Here is an 18,255-nt window from a genome sequence, read left to right as displayed (position 1 = left end):
TTTGACCTACCGTCGGCGTCTGTTAGCTCTGCACCGGGAAATAAATACTGAATGTGGCTCCCTGCCCCGGCTGGCTGTTGGCAATAATTGCTCCGCCGTGGTTGGTAACCACTTTTTCGCAGATGGCCAGCCCGATACCCGTTCCGGCAAACTCACTTTTGCCGTGCAGCCGCTGAAAAATCTGAAATATCCGGTCTGCATATTGTTCGTCGAAGCCGATTCCATTGTCCGAGACCTGTATCTGGTAGTACGCTCGGGTTTGTCGGGCCGGTTTGACCGTTGCGGGTAAGTTTCCGGCGGTGAGGGTGTCGTAGTGGATATGAATGTGAGGAGCCTGGTTCGGTCTGCTGAATTTCAGGGCATTGCTGAGTAAATTCTGAAATAGCTGCTCCAGCTGCGAACGATCACCCTGAATGTTGGGCAGGAGCGCCACTTCTACAACGGCCCCTGTTTCCTGAATACGCAGTTCCAGATCACTCAGCACGGTTTCTATAACGCTGTTCAGCGAGACCAGCGCCGTAATGTTCTGCCAGGTGGAGATGCGGGAGAAGCTGAGCAAGTCCCGAATCAGGGTCGACATGCGCGAAGCGGCTGCCTGCATGCGTTCGAGGTAGGTGAGGCCTTCGCCTAGCTGGGAGCTGTACTGAGCACTCAGCAAATCGCCAAATTGCTGGACTTTGCGGAGGGGTTCCTGCAAATCGTGACTGGCTATATACGCAAATCGTTCGAGGTTTTGATTGGAGAGGCTAAATAGCTGGTTCGCTTCTTCCAGTTCTTCATTTGTAGCGGCAAATTCTTCGTTGGCCGATGCCAGCTCTTCGTTGGTAATGGCCAGCTGTTCATTTGTAGCAGCCAGTTCGGCGGTGCGTAGGTTTACCTGCTCTTCCAGCTCCGTGGATAAGTGCCGATAGCGTTCTTCGCTGGCCCGCAGCTCCTGCATAATCTGTTCCTGCTGCTCCAGGGCCAGAATTTCGGGCCGTAAGTCGCGATTTACGGCAACCAACGCATCCAGATGCCCGGTAGCCGGATCGGTCAGAGCGAGGGAGGTAGTATCGACCGGTATTAATTCTCCGGTTTGCAAATGGCGCATGAGAAGTCTACCTTCCCAGTGATGACTGGTCAATAAAGCGGGTATGGCTTCGTTGAGCAGCATATTCATATCTTCTTCGACAATAAAGTCGTTGAGGTGCTTCGTATGTACTTCGTCCGGGGGTAGGCCAAGTAACTGCTTACCAAAGGGGTTTACGTACCTAAAACTGCCATCCAGGTCGGTAATTGTCACGCAAATGGGTACTTTCTCTACAATAGCCGCTAACTGTAATTGTTGTTGCTGTGCCAGTACCTGATTGGTCACGTCGACGGCAGTGTCGATAATAGCGTACACATGCCCCTGTTTATCAAACAGAGGCTTATAGGTAAAGTCAAAATAGTAGGTGCCTAAAACACCATCCAGTTTAAGTTCAGCAGGGGCGGCCTTGGCCTGGTAGGTTTCCCCCGTTTTGAATACGGTGTCGAGAATATCCAGAAAGGGCTGACCTACTATTTCGGGCACACCTTCGGCAAGTGGTTTACCCAGTATAGACCGGCCTTTGCCCCAGTACTGAAGCATTAAATCGTTGGCAACATCAACCCGCATAGCAGGTCCGACAAAAAGACAGGTGGCAACCGGAGCTTCTTCAATAATGGCGCGGAAACGGGTCTCACTCTCTTCCACTTTTTTGCGAGCCACCACTTGCTCCGTAACCTCATAGGCAGAAACCAGTATGCCTTCCGATTGCCCGAGAGCATTTTTTATGGGCTGATAAATAAAGTCAAGGTATGCCTGCCTGGTCGATCCCCTACCATTATCCAGCAAAATCGACATCTCCTTCCCCACAAAGGGTTTCGAGTGTGTATAAACGTTATCCAGCAGATCGAAAAATTTCTGATCAGCCAGTTCCGGCAGGGCTTCCCGAACGGGTACTCCCAGCACGTTGCGTCCGCCAATTAACTCGGCATAGGCTGAGTTGACAAATGTGTAAATATGAGTGGGGCCAGTCAGGATGCAGTGAATTGCCGGAGCCTGCATAAAAAGATCATGCAGTAGCTCCTGTGCCGGTAGCACTACACTCTTTTGCTTTTTAGGAAGTAGTTTAGGCTCAAGAATATGTAGTAATTCAACGAGCCGATCCGTTGCTTTTTCCAATCCTGAAAGTCCCTGGCGAACGTCTTCGATCTGTCCGGCTTTGTACGTCCTGGTCAACTCCCGGCTATGGGTATGCAGGAAGGCGTGAACCTGCTCCAGTTCGTGAACTTCGTCAATTTCCTCGTGCTCAATTAATGCGTGGCTGTAGAGCCATCGACCAAGTGGACAGGCGTATTGAGACAGGATATGAATGTTCTGATCAGCTCCTTCGTTAGACAAGCTAACCGTTAGCTGATTTTTTAACAGTAGATGATCCGCTTTCGCCTGTTGAAAATCGTGTGCTGTAATGGGTTTCAAATGAACTTCTGGTAACAGGATAACCGTAAAAACTACGTGCTTAAGTTAACTCGGAGTCGACTAAGGAAGTTTTAACTAATAAATTTAACGGTAGACGGGCTACCCTATAATATCTCAAGAGAAAAAAATGAAACTCTCCTGGACTTTTTACCCGAAAGGCGAAGCCGCGATTACGCTCACCGTCGTTTACGTACCGGAACTGGACGGGAAGGCCGTTGGCGGAGGTGGTATTCTCGACGTGGGTCAAAACACCGCCTATGTCGACTGGGCAACCTACAAACGCTTCGACGATTCGTCCGTCGAGAATCGGAAGGACGCCTACAACCGCTTAACCAGACTTGATGGGGTTAGTGAGGCCGCCAACCTGGTCCGATTCCTGATGTGAACGTTACTGGCCGCAGAGCACTCAATAAATGCCAATACCCCGATCTTTATAGAAACTGAGCAGTTTTGTATTATCCGGTGGTGTTGTGGACAGGTTAGTCAGGTTGGTTGGGTTGCGAATCAATTCGCCGGTCTGTCGATTCCAGTAGAGGACATTCCAGTAGTTTTGCCAGTTAGAGGCTACAGTTGGCTCAATATTGGTGTTATTGGCGGCCTTGGATTCATAGCCAATGCCATTCCGAAAGCGGATATCTCCAATGGGTACGGTGATGAGGGTGCCTTTCAATGTACCCGAAGCTGAAAACCCGCTTTCACTGCCCACTACCCCAGCCCATTTCTCAACCCGTGAATAGTGATAGTCGGGGGGGAGCCCCATGTAATTCTCGAAAGCAGGATGGGGGACAAATCCGTTCAGGCTATTGCCAGATTCAAGAATGGCGATTGGGCCTGCGTTTAGAACCCACCTTGTTCGGGCGTTGCTACTGCCATCATACACGTTGTTGGTGACTTGCACATCCGTTCCGGTACCCAGTAGATCGAAGAGGAGCAGGTAGTTCTGTTCCGGTACGTTGGTGTATACCTGATTGTAGGCGTATGTATTTTTCCCGAACAGATTGCGATCAATGGCCAGCGTCAGGTTGTTGATTGGGTTTCGAACACCGGCTACCCCCAGTGTACTCACAAACCCTTCGTACCATCCCCGGTTGTAGAGGAAGGCGTTGTTGCGAATGAGCATCGTATCGATACGGCTGGCTACATTGCCAATAGCCGTATCGCCCCGGGCAAGAACCGTAAACTGCTTTTCTCCCCCGCTCAAAAAGAGGTTGTTATACACCCGTACACCCTCAAACAAAGCAAGCTGAAGCGAATTGTCCTGAAATTTCTGAAAAGGGTCACGCCAGTTAAAGTTGCTGTGTACCACGTTGTTGAAAACGCGCATGCCTGAATTCAGCTGCCCGAACTGAAGGCCTTCGTTGCCAACGCGTAAAATCCGTGAATTGTAGAAGCTGCCGCCCTTGAAGTGGGCTTTCAGATTTAATTCGGTCGACCCCAGGTAGATGCCTTCACCATCCAGGTCGTGAATGTAAAAATCGTGGATGTTGATATTTTCAAAAGGAAGGTAGGTTGTTGAGGTGGGGATGTTCATGTCGTAATTCCGGGCGTTGAACAGCATGGCCGTAAAATAACCCGCCTTGACTTCCATATACTCCCATTCAATATCGCGCACGCCCCCATCCATTGTCAGGGCCGGTCTTGTCTTGTCGAGAAACTTGTTGTTGAGCAGCCAGCCATAACGACCGGTAGTGAAGGCATAATTGCCGGTACCATGTCCCTGGTAATCGGCATCACCTGCGCCGGTGGCAGCTTCATACTTCCCCGAAATTCTGGCCCCCTGCGCACCGAGCAGCGTAAACGTGTTTTGTATTTCTACCTGCCCGTCGTAGTTCCTCACCTGAATGGGGGGCTGGCCTACCGGTACTCTCGACTGGTTGAGCTGTAGGGTGAAATTGATGTATCGAGCTCCCTTAACCCAGACCGTTGCGCCCGGCACTAAAGTGGGTACGTTGTTCTGACTCGATCGTATCTGGATCGAGTAATCGCCCTGATTGGGAACAACAAAAGTCGCACCCTCTACAATCAGGTCGCCCGTTTTCATTTGCGGCCACCTGGCCACATCAGCCGCCCTTACCAGGCGCGGAGCCACCGCCACAAAGCCGGTAGTTGCATCGCTGAGCAGGATTTCCCGGCTGGTACTGAGGCCTTCGTAAGTTGCCCGGAGTGTAGTGATGCGGTCGTCTCCCCGAACGGAATTAGTCGCATTAGTCAGGTTTATGGGATTGCCCGGCGAAATTGTCAACCCGGATGCACTACCCCGACTGGCCGAGAAACTGGCCGTTTGGGAAACATCAAGGGTGGTACCAGTTGGGGTGGTTAGAATGATCTGATAGGCCTTAGTCGTTCCTTCTAAGATTGAATCAGCCCCCACAACACTCAATGACCCCGGTTTTGGGGCGACCCCGGAACTAATCCGAAGTAAGCCTCTTACTTGCTGCGCCTGACAAAATGGAGAGAATAGGAGGAAAAGGATAAGTGAAATTTTTTTCATGTGTATGCTGCGGAGAGAAAGGGTAAAAGGTTACTCGATTAAAAAATAGTTGACAGCAATAGCTGGTGGTGAACACCTCGATATAAGCTGCTGACTACAGTGCTACCTGTGCGTGACAGGTTCAAATTCCGGAAAGAGGATAAAGCAGGTCGTGGGCTTAAAGCAGCCAAACGGACAAGAAATGACCAAATGATGAATTTTGGAGCGGTAATTTTTTTTACGGCAGTCAATTTTTTCAGCCGTTCCCGCCAATTAGAGCGCATGTAGGCTACTTAATCGGCGAACGGTATAGATTGGCATAAAAAAACCTCGAAAACGGCTAGTTTTCGAGGTTTGGTATTCGTTTGTAGGAAGTAGCGGGCTCGAACCGCTGACCTCTGCTCTGTCAAAGCAGCGCTCTGAACCAACTGAGCTAACCTCCTTTTTAGAGGTATGATGTATGATATAGCATATAGTTAAAAGACGATGCTGTTGACATATATTCTACATCATATATCACATATATGATTGCAAACTTACAAAACTTCTGCGTTCTGTAAATGGGTATGGTAAACTTTTTGTGAAGGAATTCGCCACAAAAGCACAAATCCAATCACAAACAGCAGTAACAGAGCGAGTACCGAATTGCGCATACTTCCGGTAATTTGTTCGATTAACCCATAAACGAGCGTTCCCAACACGATAGACAGCTTTTCGGTGACGTCATAAAAGCTAAAAAAGGACGCGGTGTCGGTCGTGGCCGGAATGAGTTTAGAGTAGGTTGACCGGGAGAGCGACTGAATACCGCCCATCACCAGTCCTACGATGGCCGCCAGCACAAAAAACTGCGATTGTGTTTGTACGTAATACGCGCCAGCGCAGATACCGATCCAGACAATTACCGCTACCATTAGCGCATGGGTATTGCCAAGCCATTCGGAAAGCCGTGAGAAACCATACGCCCCCGGTATAGCTACGAGTTGAATCAGCAAGACGGTAATGATCAGGCTTTGTCCCGGAAGTTTCAACTCATCACTCCCGAAAATGGTGGCCACGTACATGACCGTTTGTACCGCCATGTTATAGACAAAAAAGGAGACCAGAAATCGCTTGGCCAGTGGTTGTTGCTGCAAATCGGCCCACACTTGGCGCAACTCCCTGAAGCCATTCAGCAGGTAATTGACTTTCTGCCCTTCAGCCCTGTCCTTTTTAACGCCATCCGGTAGTCGGCTAAAGGGGATCTGGGCGAACCCGATCCACCAGAGGCCCACGGTCAGGAAGGCGATTCGGGAAGCTAAACCTTCGGATATGTTGCCGAACCACTCCCGCTTCAGAATCACGACCAGGTTTATGATCATGAGCAGCACACTACCAATGTACCCCATCGAAAAGCCGCGGGCGCTCACCCGGTCGTACTGGTCTTCGGTAGCAATGTCGGGCAGGTAAGAATTGTAAAAGACAATGCTGCCGCTCCAGCCAATAAGACTCAGCCAGAAGCAGAAAACCGAAAAAGTGGTGGTCTCCTTCGTAAAGAAATAAAGCAGACTGCAGCTGATGGCTCCCGTATAACAGAAGGCTTTCATGAACGCTTTTTTGTGGCCGCTATAATCGGCGATGGCCGAACAGATGGGGGAGAGCAGGGCGGTAAATAAAAAAGCCGCCGAGATGGTGTACGAAAAAAGGACCGAGTTCTTAACGGAGAAACCCAAAAAGTTGATGATCGGACCACCGGCCTCGTTGAGGGCTGTCGCGGAAAAATAAACCGGGAAGATACTCGATACAATCACCAGAGAGTGAACCGAGTTGGCCCAGTCATAATACGTCCAGGCGGTTAGTGTACGGGGGGAATTTTTCATTAAAAAGGTAAAGTAAGTGGAGCAGGTAAAGTAAGTTAATTAAGTAAAGTGGGTGAAGTAAGTTACTCGCTAGGGTCCAGCAAACTTACATCACTTACTACACTATTTACTTACCTCACTAACTCCACTTAAAAAATCAATAACTGCATTGGTAAAGGCGTGATTTGAGTCGCCCGCAACCATATGTCCGGCGTCGGCCACGCTAATGCTCTTCACATGGGGTACCGCATCTAAAAACTCGGCCATGACTTTTTCGCTCACAACGTCGCTGATGCCACCGCGAACAATAAGCGTTGGGACGGTGAGTGAATGAGCCGCCTGATACAATCTGTTTTCGTTGCTCGTCTGTTTGTCCGGGCCGGTGCTGTGCCGCCAGATGTTCAGCATGTTGGGGTCCCAGTGCCAAAAGTAGCGCATGTCGCCATGAGGTCCCCGCCGAAGACGCAGATTCTTTTCCAGACGGCTGTTATCCGACGGGCGCGGCCGATTGGGCAGGTAAGCCGCCACGGCTTCGGCGGCTTCGCCGAGGGTGGCAAAGCCGTCCAGATTCTGACTCATAAAGGCAAAAATGCGTTCTATGCCTTTATGTTCGCTACGCGGGGCAATGTCGACCAGCACAATGGCCGAGCAAATTGAGTTCGGGTAGTCCGTTCCCCGTTCGCCTTCTGCAACGAGGGCCGTCATACCGCCCATGGATGCCCCAACGAGTGCGGGTTTCTGGTCGAAGGTGGCGCAGATTTTCCGGAGGTCATTTGCCAGGTAGTCGATGCTGTAGTGGGCCTTGTCCGACCAGTCGCTGTCTCCGTGGCCACGGGCATCGAGGGCTATGGCATACCAGCCTGCGTTGGCCAGTACGTTCGCGGTATCGCCCCACGAATGCCGCGTTTGCCCGCCCCCGTGCAAGAGCAAAACGGGTGGATTCGCTGGCTCACCCCAGGCGTCGGCATGGACAAAAAAGCCCGGCTCAGTTTCGAATTTCATGGTAGGGTGGAGAGTAGGTGGAGTAGTGGAGTGAGTGGATGTGGTGTCGGGTCTGAGGACCCGACACGCTCGCGTCAGCAATTTGTGTCGGGTCCTCAGACCCGACACCACATCCACCCACTTCACCAATTACAAACTTGGTACAAATTCCAGATTGATATCCGCATCTTTCCCATCGACCGGGGCGCGTTGGCGGAGGATGAGTTTGTTCTTTGTGAGTTGCACAATTGGAAAATTACCTTTGAATCCCTGCACATCGACATCGATGGACTTGCTGTCGGCAGCCAGCACCCAGGTGCCCTGGTTGATAACCGAGTTGGACTGTTGGGGGTCGAGTGCCCGAACCGTTCCGTTGTTACGGAACTGCATATTCAGGTCGTACAGCACCTGGGTTGCTATATTCAGGCGGTTTCTGTTGATTTCCTGACCGTCGGGCGTGGATACGCGATTGGTTATCCAGTTATTGGCAACGAGCAATTCTGACTGAGATGCTGGAGTTGGGTTCGGGTCGGTACCGTTATCATTCGAGCAACCGGTGAGAACGCTGAACAGAACTGTACAGAAGAACAGAATTCGAAGTGGAGACATAACGGAATGGAGTTGTTGGTTTCGTTTCATACGTAAAAGACTAACGAGCGGTGTTGACCAATTCGTTTACCGAGTGGACTGCTTTACGCTCCTAAAATTCCGTAGTTTTGGCGAAACTTCAAGCAATGCGCGCTTCATTTGGCTTTTTCTTTATCTGTTTGATGGGCCTTTTGCCGGGGCTATCTCCCGTAGCAACGGCTCAGCTGCAATGTGCCGAGCGGCTTAGCTTTACCCCGGTTACGCAGCCGAACCTGATTGAGTGGAGTAAATTCCCTGATTTTTCGCTGCCTTTCCCGATCATTTACGGTGGCCCCCGGTTTTCGGATACGCAGGCCAGCCCGCTCCGGCATGGATTCAGCCAGCTGGTTGATGTCAGAGATAATGAGTTTGGTTCTTTGGTAAAACCTGCCCAACGGGCGGTAGTTTACTATGGCGTGGCTACCGGTCTGGGCCAGCCCTGGGAAACCATCGAAAGCCCGTGGGCCAACGACCTGAACGCTTACCGCGCCAATTGGGATAGTTTCCTGTCGGGTCTGGCGGGTGGGCAGAAAAATTCAGCCGGTTTGTACATACTGCCGATTAGTCGGCTGGCGCTCGATATTGAGCGGATTCTGGAAACCGACACCCGAATCCTGAGAATCAAAACCGATACGCGTGTCCCCGCCCAATACCGCAACCTGTCCGACGCTAACTTTATTGCAGCCTACAAACGGGACATGCGGAATCTGTACGCCGAAGCCGCCCGGTACATACGTCAACATGCCGATCTGACCAACATCAGCCTGACCAGTTATGCCGATTCGCCCGTTCTGAATACGTACATGAACGTATCGACTTTCTCCTGGGCCGACTGGTCAACCAACCTCGCCCGGACAAATTACCTGGTTCAGGATTCGACAGGTCGTAGCATTGGCGGACCGTATTACGAACAGCTCAATTCGCTGTCGCCATCGGCTTATTATTTCTACGATTACCCGAATCCGTTTGCCAGGCAGTATCTGGCCTATTTACTCTTTCAGGTTGAAGTCAATCGGGCCTGGAGTCCCAAACCCGTAGTGCCCTGGGTCTGGCTGCGTTACCACGATAGTTCGACCAGCTACCCGAATTTCATTCAGCGGTTTATGGCCGAAGCCACCGCTATTTTCCCGTTCTTTTCGGGAGCGGCCGGTTTATGGCTGTGGGAAAACCCAACGCTGACCCCAACCCGGACGGATACCTACGCGGCTTACGAGCATTTCACGCACGGACTGTACCGGCTGTCGCGCTTTGCCGATATGTTTCAGGGCACCTACGAACTGGTCATTGAAACCCCCGCCCGCGATCTGCTGGATAAAGAACTTCCCGTTTGGCGGGGGGTAGCCAAAGGCAACAAAATTCTGGTTGCCGCCCAGAATCCCTATGCCGAAGAAGGAGCCAAAACGAATCTGACGGTCCGGTACAAAACCTGGCAGCAGACCATCGAACTCACCGGCCGTGAGGTGTATCTGTGCCAGTTCGATATGGGCGTCGTGACGGCAAACGAGCCTGTTCTGGCTAATATGACGGTGTTTCCGAATCCGGCGCAGACAACGCTTACCGTAACCTTTGGACGCTTACCCGCTACGCCCACCAGCCTCACATTGTTGAACACAAGCGGTCAGCCGGTGGTTAAACGGGAGGTCAACACCCTCAAAGAGAGTGTAAACATAGCCAATTTGCCAGCGGGGATTTATTTTCTCCGGGTACAAAGTGGCGACCAGATCCAGTCAAAAAAAATAGTTATTCAGGGGTTGTAAACAGCGGGTAACCAACCCCCGTGCCGTCATTCCCATTCCAGCTTATGCCTAACCAACTCCAGTACGAGACCAGCCCATACCTCCTTCAACACGCAGAAAACCCCGTGAACTGGTACCCGTGGGGCGACGAAGCCCTGACCAGAGCCATTGAGGAAGACAAACCCATTATTGTCAGTATCGGGTACTCGGCCTGTCACTGGTGCCACGTTATGGAGCGGGAGTCGTTCGAAAAGGAAGCCGTAGCGCAGGTGATGAACGAGCATTTTGTGTGCATTAAAGTTGACCGGGAGGAGCGCCCCGATGTCGATGCTATTTACATGGATGCCGTGCAGGCAATGGGCGTACAGGGCGGCTGGCCTCTTAATGTGTTCCTCATGCCCGACGCCAAACCGTTCTATGGCGTTACCTATCTGCCTCCCAAAAACTGGGTGAATCTGCTGGAAAGTATCGACAATGCATTTGCTGAACACCGCGCCGATCTGGCCCAGTCGGCGGAGGGATTTGCCCGTGAACTGAACCTTTCGGATGCCGAGCGTTACGGCCTGACGCAGAATGACCCCCTGTTTGCCCCCGAAACGCTGGATGTGCTTTTCCGGAAAGTAGCCGTAAAAGCGGATGATGAAAAGGGAGGTATGCGCCGGGCACCTAAGTTCCCAATGCCCAGCGTATGGCGATTCCTGCTCCGATACCAGGCCGTGGCCTCGTCGGCATCATCCCGGCAAACAACCGAAAGCCTGGAAACGTCAGCTCAGGCACTGCATCTGGTCCGGACTACACTCGATCGTATGGCGCTTGGCGGTATCTACGACCAGTTGGGGGGCGGGTTTGCCCGCTATTCGACCGATGCCGACTGGTTTGCGCCCCACTTCGAGAAAATGCTGTATGATAACGCCCAACTGCTTACCCTGTATTCGGAAGCCTACAGCCAAACGAAAAGCAAACTGTACAAACACATTGTCTACCAGACGATTGCCTTTGCCCAACGTGAGCTGCTGAGTCCGGAGGGCGGCTTTTATTCGGCCCTCGATGCCGACAGCGAAGGGGTAGAAGGGAAATTCTATACGTTTACCACCCCCGAACTAAGGGAAATTCTGGGGGCTGAGTTCGACTGGTTCGCGGATTTGTACTCCATAAGCGAAGCCGGTAACTGGGAACACGGTCGAAACATTCTTCACCGGATAGAATCCGATGAGGAGTTTATGGCTCGAATGGGCTGGTCGGCTGCCGATCTGAATGTGCGTCTGGATGCTACCCATACGCGGTTGCTGCGGGTGCGTAACGAACGCATCCGGCCCGGCCTCGACGATAAGATTCTCTGTTCCTGGAATGGACTCATGCTGAAGGGACTCGTTACAGCTTACCGCGTTTTTGGCGAACCGGAGTTTCTGACGCTGGCGCTTCGTCTGGCGTATTTTCTGCTCAAAAAAATGCGCGACAGCCGAAATGGTCGGCTCTGGCATACCTACAAAGTGAGCGAAGGTGGAACAGGACGGGCGCGACAGGCGGGTTTCCTTGACGATTATGCCGCCGTGATCGATGGCCTTCTGGCCTTGTATCAGGCAACCTTCACCCGAAGCTGGCTGGCCGAAGCAGATCAACTCATGCAGTATGTACTGACCAATTTTGCGGATTCGTCCGTCGATGAACTAACGGGTCCGGAGCCGCTGCTGTTCTTCACCGACAAAAACAGTGAAGAGTTGATTGCCCGCCGGAAAGAACTGTTCGATAACGTTATTCCATCGTCTAATTCGATGATGGCCGAAAACCTGTACGTCCTGAGTTTACTACTCGACCGACCGGCCTACGCCGAACGCGCCGACCAGATGCTGGGGCGAGTACAGCCATTGGTGCAGCAAAACGCCGATTACCTGACCAACTGGGCCGCCCAATTTGCCCTGCGAGCCCGACCCACGGCCGAGATTGCCATTGTTGGTCCGGAAGCTGAGCAGTTTCGGGCAGAGATGGACGCCGATTTTTACCCGAACAGGGTTTTCTGCGGTACCAGCGATTTACAGGAAACGGGACCGGACGGACTGCCCCTGTTGCAGCACCGGGGCCTGGTCGATGGACAGACGGCGATTTACGTTTGCTACAACCGAGCCTGCCAGTTGCCGGTAACGAGCGTAAGCGAGGTGAGAGAGCTGGTGCATTGAGACCGAGTCGACTGCCGGTTACTCGCCCCAGGCGGTCAACACGAGGGTTCGACGACCGCCGTTGTTGCGGTGTTCGCCCAGATAGATGCCCTGCCAGATGCCGAGGTTCAGCCGTCCGTTAGTGATCGGGATCGTGACGGAGTGGCCAAGCAGGGCTGCTTTCAGGTGGGCGGGCATATCGTCGGAGCCTTCATAATCGTGCTCGTAATAGGGTTCATTTTCGCGAACGGTCCGGTTAAAGAATCGCTCGAAGTCGCCCCGGACGGTTGGGTCGGCGTTTTCATTGATGGTCAGGCTGGCTGATGTATGCTGAATAAATACCTGTAGTATGCCAATCTTGATGCGCCGAAGATCGGCAAACTCCCGTTCAATGGTATTGGTGATCAGGTGAAAACCGCGTGGATAAGCAGGAAGCTGAAACGTGTGCTGGAAAATGGCCATAGCCGAAAAATCAGGAGAGGATTAAAACATAAACTGATAATAACTATATTGGTAGTACGTCTGTTATGCCAGTTATTGGGCAATTGCTTACCGGGTATTGCGCGAAAAATAGACAGATCGATTTGTTTATGAATGCTGTTTACAAACTGTTACTTGGCCTGTTGTTCTGCCTGCCCGTTCAGGCGCAACCCGATCTGGCTAAAAACAGCCAGACTGTGCGTCGTACATTTGCTGAGTACGACGAAGAAATTCTCTATTTCGGTAAACGCAACCAGTACTTTACAGTTCGGACGTTGCTGAAAAACGGTTCTTTATTTCGGCAGGATTCCTACCAGCTTCTGCCCCAAACGCTGCCAAACGGCTTTCGGCTGGATAGTCTTAGCCGCATATTCCGGTATGGACCTACGAAAATCATGTACCTCACCGGGAAGCCTTATATTACCTGCGAATATAAAGATGATATACTCCACGGCCCGTTCATGGTCTTTTATGAAGACGGGTCTATCAAGCGAAAAGAGTACTACCGTAATGGGCGTATAACACAGAGTAGTTGCTTCACAGTAGATGGAGTCAAAGAAGCGTGCACGCCCTTCTACCAGTCGGCCCAGTTTCTGGGGAAACCCAATGATCTTTCGGCTTACATGAAGCAAAAACTTGGGCCGCTGGTTGATGGCGAACGCATCCGGCGGGTTACCGCTACCCTTGCCATCAATGAAATCGGGCAGGTGACGGGCATTGGCGTATTATTGAATACGAACGTGTCGGAAAATACGAAAATGCCCGAAGCCGTCTCCTACGTGCAGCAGGTGATTCGGAACATGCCCGAGTGGACACCCGAAAAGCTCAACTGGAAACCTGCCTTTAACGATGGCAAGGCCACCGCGTCGACCTGCGTGCTAACCGTTTTTCGCGTTTACGGAAGCCTCCAGTACAGCATGTTCTATCGCTTGTGATAGCCGATGGACGCTAGCTGTGCAGCGGAACCTCCAGCAGTAGAAGCAGGGCATCGTTGGATAGGGCTTCAAAATCAACCTCGGCACCCTGGATGTTCATCAGGGATAAGCCATCGCGTTCGTGGAGCAATCGGTTCTGAACCTCAAAAACGCCACTCAGAACAAAGACAAAAACGCCGTTTTTCGGGTTTTTGAGGGCGTAAATTCCCTCTGCCCGTCCGTCAAATCTGCCGATAAAGCCTAAACCGGCTGTTGGTGTGCCGTCCTTGAGCGGATTGAATGCGAAGGCGGGGAGAAGTTGATTCGTGTTTGTCAGGTCAATGACTGATAGCCCGGAGTTGGTCGAACGGCTGGCGATCCAGAGTTGGACGAAATTGATCAGTTCCGTTTCGTACGGATTAATGACTTCGTACCTCATCCCTTTCGCCAGCCAAAGCGTCTGAACCTGGCCAGCTTCTAAAAAACCACTGGCAACCGGGCTGTTGAACTCAAGTCCGCCCACCAGTGGAATCAGCACAACGGCTGTATCGTTATCGACCGTTACCGACAACCGATTTCCCGGACCAAGTGTATCGTCGTTTAAAACCTGTAACCCGCCAAAAGGAGCCCGGTGTTCATTCGCGTATTGCCCGAAGTTGAACGTATGGTAACTTCGAAAAAAACTGCTCTGCGAGCAGCCCCGTTGGTCGGCTATATACAATTGAGCCTGTGTTGTGCTGTCGATCATTGCTAACTAGCGGGTGTGCGTTGGGCATAGTCTATGACTATGTCCGGGTGTTATCCGGTCTCTGACCGGCCTGACGAAACTTGCGTCAGGCGTTCACCACAATGGAGTGCGTGAGCGTATACCCACTGGCTATACTTCCCGAAACAGTCGCCAGCTCATTGGTAAATCCATCCGAGAAAACATTATCCCGTTCGTTGAGCGTATCCTGCTTTCCTTTCGTGTAACCGTACGACTGGGCCGTTGTGTAGACCGTGTTGCTGATATCGTACGGGAAGGCGATTTGCGTAACCAGCAGCGACTTCCCCGCCGAATTATAGATGTGGACGTGAATGTGCGGTGCCCGTCCCGAGTACCAGCCCGGAAAGATCGATGTAAACGAAACCAGCCCGTTGGTATCGGTCACCTGTCGGCCTCTCAGGAAATCCACTTTCGTGAAATCGACACTTTGCATACCCGTGCCGCCATATTCTGAGTAATAGCCGTCTTTGTCGCAATGCCACACATCGACGAGCGCCCCGGCCAGTGCCGCACAACTGGCATTGGCATTTTTAATGCTGATATTCATGGTAAAGGCAACCCCGGTTCGGTCGGAGCGAATATCCTTTGTCACGAGGCTGGACGGTACTTTGGTAGGGAAAGGCCCTTCCGTTTCCGAGGGGGTAACGGTGCAGTTACTGGACGAACTCCCGTTCGTAGAACCCGTTGACGTTGTACTGCCTGTGGTGGAGGTGCTGACCGGGTCAACCGTTGAAGAAGAACACGCCCCGATCAGCGGGGCCACTGCCGTGATGCCCAGCAAGCTAACAAAACCACGTTTTAAAAATTCTTTACGTTCCATAAAGTTGCAGAAGGCGTCAATGCGTCCGGATAAGTTGAGAAACAGCGCCGATTTCCCGATGGCAGGGAAACAGGATTCGCTTTCTCTCCGTATCGCAGGAAAGGGTGCTTTCGTTGCATGGTGAGGTCAACAATCGCTTAATTTTCCTGGTATTGAGGCTAACGCCGAAACGACAATGCAGGGGCTAAGTAGGGATTTGGAGAGCCGGGGAGGAGCAGATACACGTATAGAATTAAGCCTGAAGGCTTACAGAATTCGGTTGGAGTTCTCGCTGACGAATGCACCCCAGGCTCCTTTTTTATTCTTTTTGCCGGGGGCTACGGGCAGCGCATTTTCGTGAAAATGATGACAAACGGCAATGGCCAGCGCATCGGTAGCGTCGAAGAATTTAGGGTCGAGGTCTTCCTTCAGCAAATGCCCGACCATTTGGGATACCTGATCTTTGGAGGCATTCCCATTGCCGGTAACCGACTGTTTAATCCGGCGGGGTGCGTACTCAACGATGGGGATATTGCGCGACAGGGCAGCCGCCATCACTACTCCCTGTGCCCGGCCCAGCTTCAGCATTGCCTGCACATTTTTGCCGAAGAACGGGTCTTCAATCGCCATTTCGTCGGGGTGGTACTCGTCGATTAACCGGAGGATGGTTTCGTAGAGTTTCTGGAGCTTCAGTTGGTAGGTCGTATATTTGCTTAACTGAACCACGCCGTACTGAATCATGCTCATCGTACCTCCCTTCACCGAAATGATGCCATAACCGGCAATCATGGTGCCCGGGTCGACCCCCAAAATCACTTTCTCGGGTGTAACGACTGGCTGAATGGTAGACGAAGTAGGATTAATGATCATGGTTGGGTGTTGGCTCTTGTACAAAGTAACGTGTTCTCCTCTATTTTGTCGCTGAAACCGGGTAAAAAAATCATCTTTTGGGCCAAAATAGCCGTGTTTTTAACCCTCATCGGTTACATCGCCCATATTTTGAGGCAGCAGCCGTTCGATTGGGCGGTTGTTAAGGCACAACTTCGGGCTGTTCAGCACCCGGAACGCTGGGCGGCTGGTCTGCTAGTGCTCACGCCGGTCAACTGGGGACTCGAAGCCCTGAAATGGCAGATTCTGCTCCGGCGGGTTGTGCCTACCGGATTCTGGCAGGCGTATCAGGGGGTGTTGGCCGGCGTTTCTTTAGGCTTCGCTTTGCCCGCCCAACTGGGCGATACGGCTGGTCGGGTGCTGTCGCTGCGCACGAATCGGGCCGGAGCGATCGGGGCATCGCTGGTGTCGGGCGGTATGCAATTCTACGTCGCCATTGTGTTTGGAACGGTAGCCTGGGCGCAGCACCTGAGCCTCGCCCCTGAGCGCAATAACCAAACGGGCCAATGGTTACTGGCGTTACTCACGGTATTGTCGCTGGGTGGCGTGGTGTTCGGGATCTTTCGTCGGCCACTGGTTTCGTTACTGGCAGGTCGGTCGGGGTTGAACCGCTTTGCTGATTACTGGCAGGTGGCGGTTCAGTATTCGGACCGCGAGATTGCTCTTGCTCTCGCGGTAGCTGGATTACGGTATCTCGTTTTCTCCGCACAGTTTTACCTCGCCATGCGGCTGGTTGGTCTGGCATTGCCCCCGGCAGTGGCCGCATCGGGTATTGGGCTGGTCTTTCTGGCCAAAACAATCACCCCCGCCTTTAATTTGTTGAGCGATCTGGGCGTACGGGAGGCCGCTTCCTTATGGGTATTTGCCCCTTTTGGTCTTTCGGCATCGGTACTGATAACGGTCACCCTGACGCTTTGGGTAGCCAATGTACTAACGCCCGTACTGGCAGGCCTGATCTGGGTCTGGAAACTCAAACTAACCGCTGAATGACGATCTTTCTTCTGGTAATCAGTGGCCTCTATGCGCTGTTTACGTTCGTGCTCTGGATTACCTGGCTACGCATCCCATCAGTTTATCCACCGGCCCAGGCAACGGATGGACCGCTAATTACCGTCGTGATTCCCGTTCGTAACGAGGCCGGTAACATACGAAACTTACTGCATGACCTGAGTCGCCAGACCTACACCCGTTTTGAGGTCATTGTCGCCGACGATTCGTCGACCGACGCCACCCTGGCCATCGTTCGGGAGTATGCTCAGTCGGCCTCGTTCGCGCTCCGCCCGTTGCCGTTGACCAACGAACGAACCGCATCGCCCAAAAAACGGGCCATCACCCAAAGCATCGCCATCGCCACCGGCGATCTGATCCTGACAACCGATGGTGACTGTCGGGTTGGTCCCGACTGGCTTGCATCCTTTGCCGCCTTTCAGGTCCAAACGGGTGCCCGACTGGTATCGGGACCGGTCACGTTTACCGATGAGCGAACAGTGTTTGACGCCCTTCAAACCGTAGAATTTTCGAGTCTCATTGGTTCCGGGGCCTGCACGATGCAGCTTGGTGTACCGACCATGTGCAACGGAGCCAACCTGTGTTACGTAAAAGAGGTATTTGCGGAAGTAGGTGGCTTTGCTGGTTTTGACCATCTGGCCTCGGGCGATGATGAGTTTTTGATGCACAAGATTTCGGCGCGGTACTCGAATGGCGTTCGGTTTTTGAAAAGTCCGGAGGCAATCGTTCGGACGGGAGCCCACCAAACGTGGCGGGGGTTTTACAACCAGCGGAAGCGATGGGCCAGTAAATGGCGGGCCTATGAGAGCTATCTGCCATCGTTGCTGGCGGTGTTTATTTTTCTTTGCAATGTTGTCCCTGTTGTCGCTGTTTTGGGCTGGTGGCTCAATTATTTAAACGGAAACGTAACACTACTCGTTATTGGGTTGAAGCTGATCCCTGAATTTTTGTTTTTACGTCAGATTCTTGTTTTTTTACAAAAAAAATCGTCAGTGAACGTCATTCCAATGACGCAGTTAGTGTACCCATTTTATGTGCTTTTCTTCGGGTTGGCCGCTCAGGGAAAGGGATACCATTGGAAAGGAAGAAACCTTACCTGATGTGTGACGAATGGTT

The 18,255-nt window shown here is 52.2% G+C and carries 15 protein-coding genes and 1 tRNA gene; 6 read left to right on the top strand and 10 right to left on the bottom strand.

The genetic code is table 11. The features are described 5' to 3' along the window. Positions 1–22: 22 nt before the first annotated feature. Entirely contained in the window at positions 23–2,482 is a 2,460-nt protein-coding gene (locus tag CRO74_RS31260; RefSeq protein WP_144035889.1) for an ATP-binding protein, read from the bottom strand. Between the two features lie 127 nt (positions 2,483–2,609). Between CRO74_RS31260 and CRO74_RS09065 the strand changes: the two genes are divergently transcribed. Further along, entirely contained in the window at positions 2,610–2,867 is a 258-nt protein-coding gene (locus CRO74_RS09065) for a hypothetical protein (RefSeq protein ID WP_097125631.1), read from the top strand. A 21-nt stretch (positions 2,868–2,888) separates the two neighbouring features. Here the strand turns inward: CRO74_RS09065 and CRO74_RS09060 are convergent, their stop codons facing one another. From CRO74_RS09060 to CRO74_RS09040, 5 genes are all read right to left on the bottom strand, one after another. Next, positions 2,889–4,973: a hypothetical protein gene (locus CRO74_RS09060; RefSeq protein ID WP_144035888.1), complete on the bottom strand. Its 2,085-nt coding sequence runs from the start codon at positions 4,971–4,973 to the stop codon at positions 2,889–2,891. A 347-nt stretch (positions 4,974–5,320) separates the two neighbouring features. Next, positions 5,321–5,395 (bottom strand) — tRNA-Val (locus tag CRO74_RS09055). A 93-nt stretch (positions 5,396–5,488) separates the two neighbouring features. Further along, entirely contained in the window at positions 5,489–6,808 is a 1,320-nt protein-coding gene (locus CRO74_RS09050; RefSeq protein ID WP_097125629.1) for an MFS transporter, read from the bottom strand. 102 nt (positions 6,809–6,910) lie between these two features. Then, positions 6,911–7,789 carry an alpha/beta fold hydrolase gene (locus CRO74_RS09045; protein WP_097125628.1) on the bottom strand — a complete coding sequence of 293 codons (879 nt, stop codon included), beginning with the start codon at positions 7,787–7,789 and terminating at the stop codon, positions 6,911–6,913. A 129-nt stretch (positions 7,790–7,918) separates the two neighbouring features. After that, positions 7,919–8,377: a hypothetical protein gene (locus CRO74_RS09040; protein WP_179830153.1), complete on the bottom strand. Its 459-nt coding sequence runs from the start codon at positions 8,375–8,377 to the stop codon at positions 7,919–7,921. A 125-nt stretch (positions 8,378–8,502) separates the two neighbouring features. Between CRO74_RS09040 and CRO74_RS09035 the strand changes: the two genes are divergently transcribed. Together CRO74_RS09035 and CRO74_RS09030 are read left to right on the top strand one after the other, a co-directional pair. After that, entirely contained in the window at positions 8,503–10,152 is a 1,650-nt protein-coding gene (locus tag CRO74_RS09035; RefSeq protein ID WP_097125626.1) for a T9SS type A sorting domain-containing protein, read from the top strand. Between the two features lie 44 nt (positions 10,153–10,196). Beyond that, positions 10,197–12,305 carry a thioredoxin domain-containing protein gene (locus tag CRO74_RS09030; RefSeq protein WP_097125625.1) on the top strand — a complete coding sequence of 703 codons (2,109 nt, stop codon included), beginning with the start codon at positions 10,197–10,199 and terminating at the stop codon, positions 12,303–12,305. Positions 12,306–12,323: 18 nt separating this feature from the next. Here the strand turns inward: CRO74_RS09030 and CRO74_RS09025 are convergent, their stop codons facing one another. Next, positions 12,324–12,746, bottom strand: coding sequence for a secondary thiamine-phosphate synthase enzyme YjbQ (locus CRO74_RS09025; protein ID WP_097125624.1), 423 nt, complete (start codon positions 12,744–12,746; stop codon positions 12,324–12,326). A 128-nt stretch (positions 12,747–12,874) separates the two neighbouring features. Here CRO74_RS09025 and CRO74_RS09020 point away from each other — a divergent pair, with 128 nt between their 5' ends. Then, a complete protein-coding gene (locus CRO74_RS09020) occupies positions 12,875–13,699 on the top strand; it encodes a toxin-antitoxin system YwqK family antitoxin (protein WP_097126069.1) in 825 nt (274 codons plus the stop codon). Positions 13,700–13,712: 13 nt separating this feature from the next. Here the strand turns inward: CRO74_RS09020 and CRO74_RS09015 are convergent, their stop codons facing one another. The 3 genes from CRO74_RS09015 to ruvC all read right to left on the bottom strand — a co-directional run bounded on the left by CRO74_RS09015 (position 13,713) and on the right by ruvC (position 16,113). After that, entirely contained in the window at positions 13,713–14,426 is a 714-nt protein-coding gene (locus CRO74_RS09015) for a pirin family protein (protein WP_097125623.1), read from the bottom strand. Positions 14,427–14,511: 85 nt separating this feature from the next. Further along, positions 14,512–15,264, bottom strand: a complete 753-nt coding sequence (locus CRO74_RS09010) for a dioxygenase family protein (RefSeq protein ID WP_097125622.1) — start codon at positions 15,262–15,264, stop codon at positions 14,512–14,514. A 246-nt stretch (positions 15,265–15,510) separates the two neighbouring features. Further along, on the bottom strand, positions 15,511–16,113 hold the full coding sequence (gene ruvC, locus CRO74_RS09005; RefSeq protein ID WP_097125621.1) for a crossover junction endodeoxyribonuclease RuvC: 603 nt from the start codon (positions 16,111–16,113) through the stop codon (positions 15,511–15,513). Between the two features lie 45 nt (positions 16,114–16,158). On the opposite strand from ruvC, the gene CRO74_RS09000 reads away from it, so the two are divergent. Then, entirely contained in the window at positions 16,159–17,121 is a 963-nt protein-coding gene (locus CRO74_RS09000) for a lysylphosphatidylglycerol synthase domain-containing protein (protein ID WP_179830172.1), read from the top strand. Beyond that, complete coding sequence (locus CRO74_RS08995; protein WP_097125619.1) at positions 17,118–18,239, top strand: glycosyltransferase family 2 protein; 1,122 nt, start codon at positions 17,118–17,120, stop codon at positions 18,237–18,239. The genes CRO74_RS09000 and CRO74_RS08995 overlap by 4 nt, the downstream gene beginning before the upstream one ends. Positions 18,240–18,255: the final 16 nt, after the last annotated feature.

This window comes from Spirosoma fluviale (genome assembly GCF_900230225.1).
GTDB classification, from domain to species: domain Bacteria; phylum Bacteroidota; class Bacteroidia; order Cytophagales; family Spirosomataceae; genus Spirosoma; species Spirosoma fluviale.
Note: the sequence above shows the minus strand (reverse complement) of the source record. Positions and strands in the feature narration are given on the sequence as shown.

Bases quoted from the DNA above. Each gene is read 5' to 3' on its own strand.
- CRO74_RS09020 (WP_097126069.1), top strand. From the start codon at position 12,875: ATGAATGCTGTTTACAAACTGTTACTTGGCCTGTTGTTCTGCCTGCCC.
- ruvC (WP_097125621.1), bottom strand. From the start codon at position 16,113: ATGATCATTAATCCTACTTCGTCTACCATTCAGCCAGTCGTTACACCC.
- CRO74_RS09015 (WP_097125623.1), bottom strand. From the start codon at position 14,426: ATGATCGACAGCACAACACAGGCTCAATTGTATATAGCCGACCAACGG.
- CRO74_RS09045 (WP_097125628.1), bottom strand. From the start codon at position 7,789: ATGAAATTCGAAACTGAGCCGGGCTTTTTTGTCCATGCCGACGCCTGG.
- CRO74_RS09050 (WP_097125629.1), bottom strand. From the start codon at position 6,808: ATGAAAAATTCCCCCCGTACACTAACCGCCTGGACGTATTATGACTGG.
- CRO74_RS09060 (WP_144035888.1), bottom strand. From the start codon at position 4,973: ATGAAAAAAATTTCACTTATCCTTTTCCTCCTATTCTCTCCATTTTGT.
- CRO74_RS08995 (WP_097125619.1), top strand. From the start codon at position 17,118: ATGACGATCTTTCTTCTGGTAATCAGTGGCCTCTATGCGCTGTTTACG.
- CRO74_RS09035 (WP_097125626.1), top strand. From the start codon at position 8,503: ATGCGCGCTTCATTTGGCTTTTTCTTTATCTGTTTGATGGGCCTTTTG.
- CRO74_RS09025 (WP_097125624.1), bottom strand. From the start codon at position 12,746: ATGGCCATTTTCCAGCACACGTTTCAGCTTCCTGCTTATCCACGCGGT.
- CRO74_RS09010 (WP_097125622.1), bottom strand. From the start codon at position 15,264: ATGGAACGTAAAGAATTTTTAAAACGTGGTTTTGTTAGCTTGCTGGGC.
- CRO74_RS09065 (WP_097125631.1), top strand. From the start codon at position 2,610: ATGAAACTCTCCTGGACTTTTTACCCGAAAGGCGAAGCCGCGATTACG.
- CRO74_RS09040 (WP_179830153.1), bottom strand. From the start codon at position 8,377: ATGTCTCCACTTCGAATTCTGTTCTTCTGTACAGTTCTGTTCAGCGTT.
- CRO74_RS09030 (WP_097125625.1), top strand. From the start codon at position 10,197: ATGCCTAACCAACTCCAGTACGAGACCAGCCCATACCTCCTTCAACAC.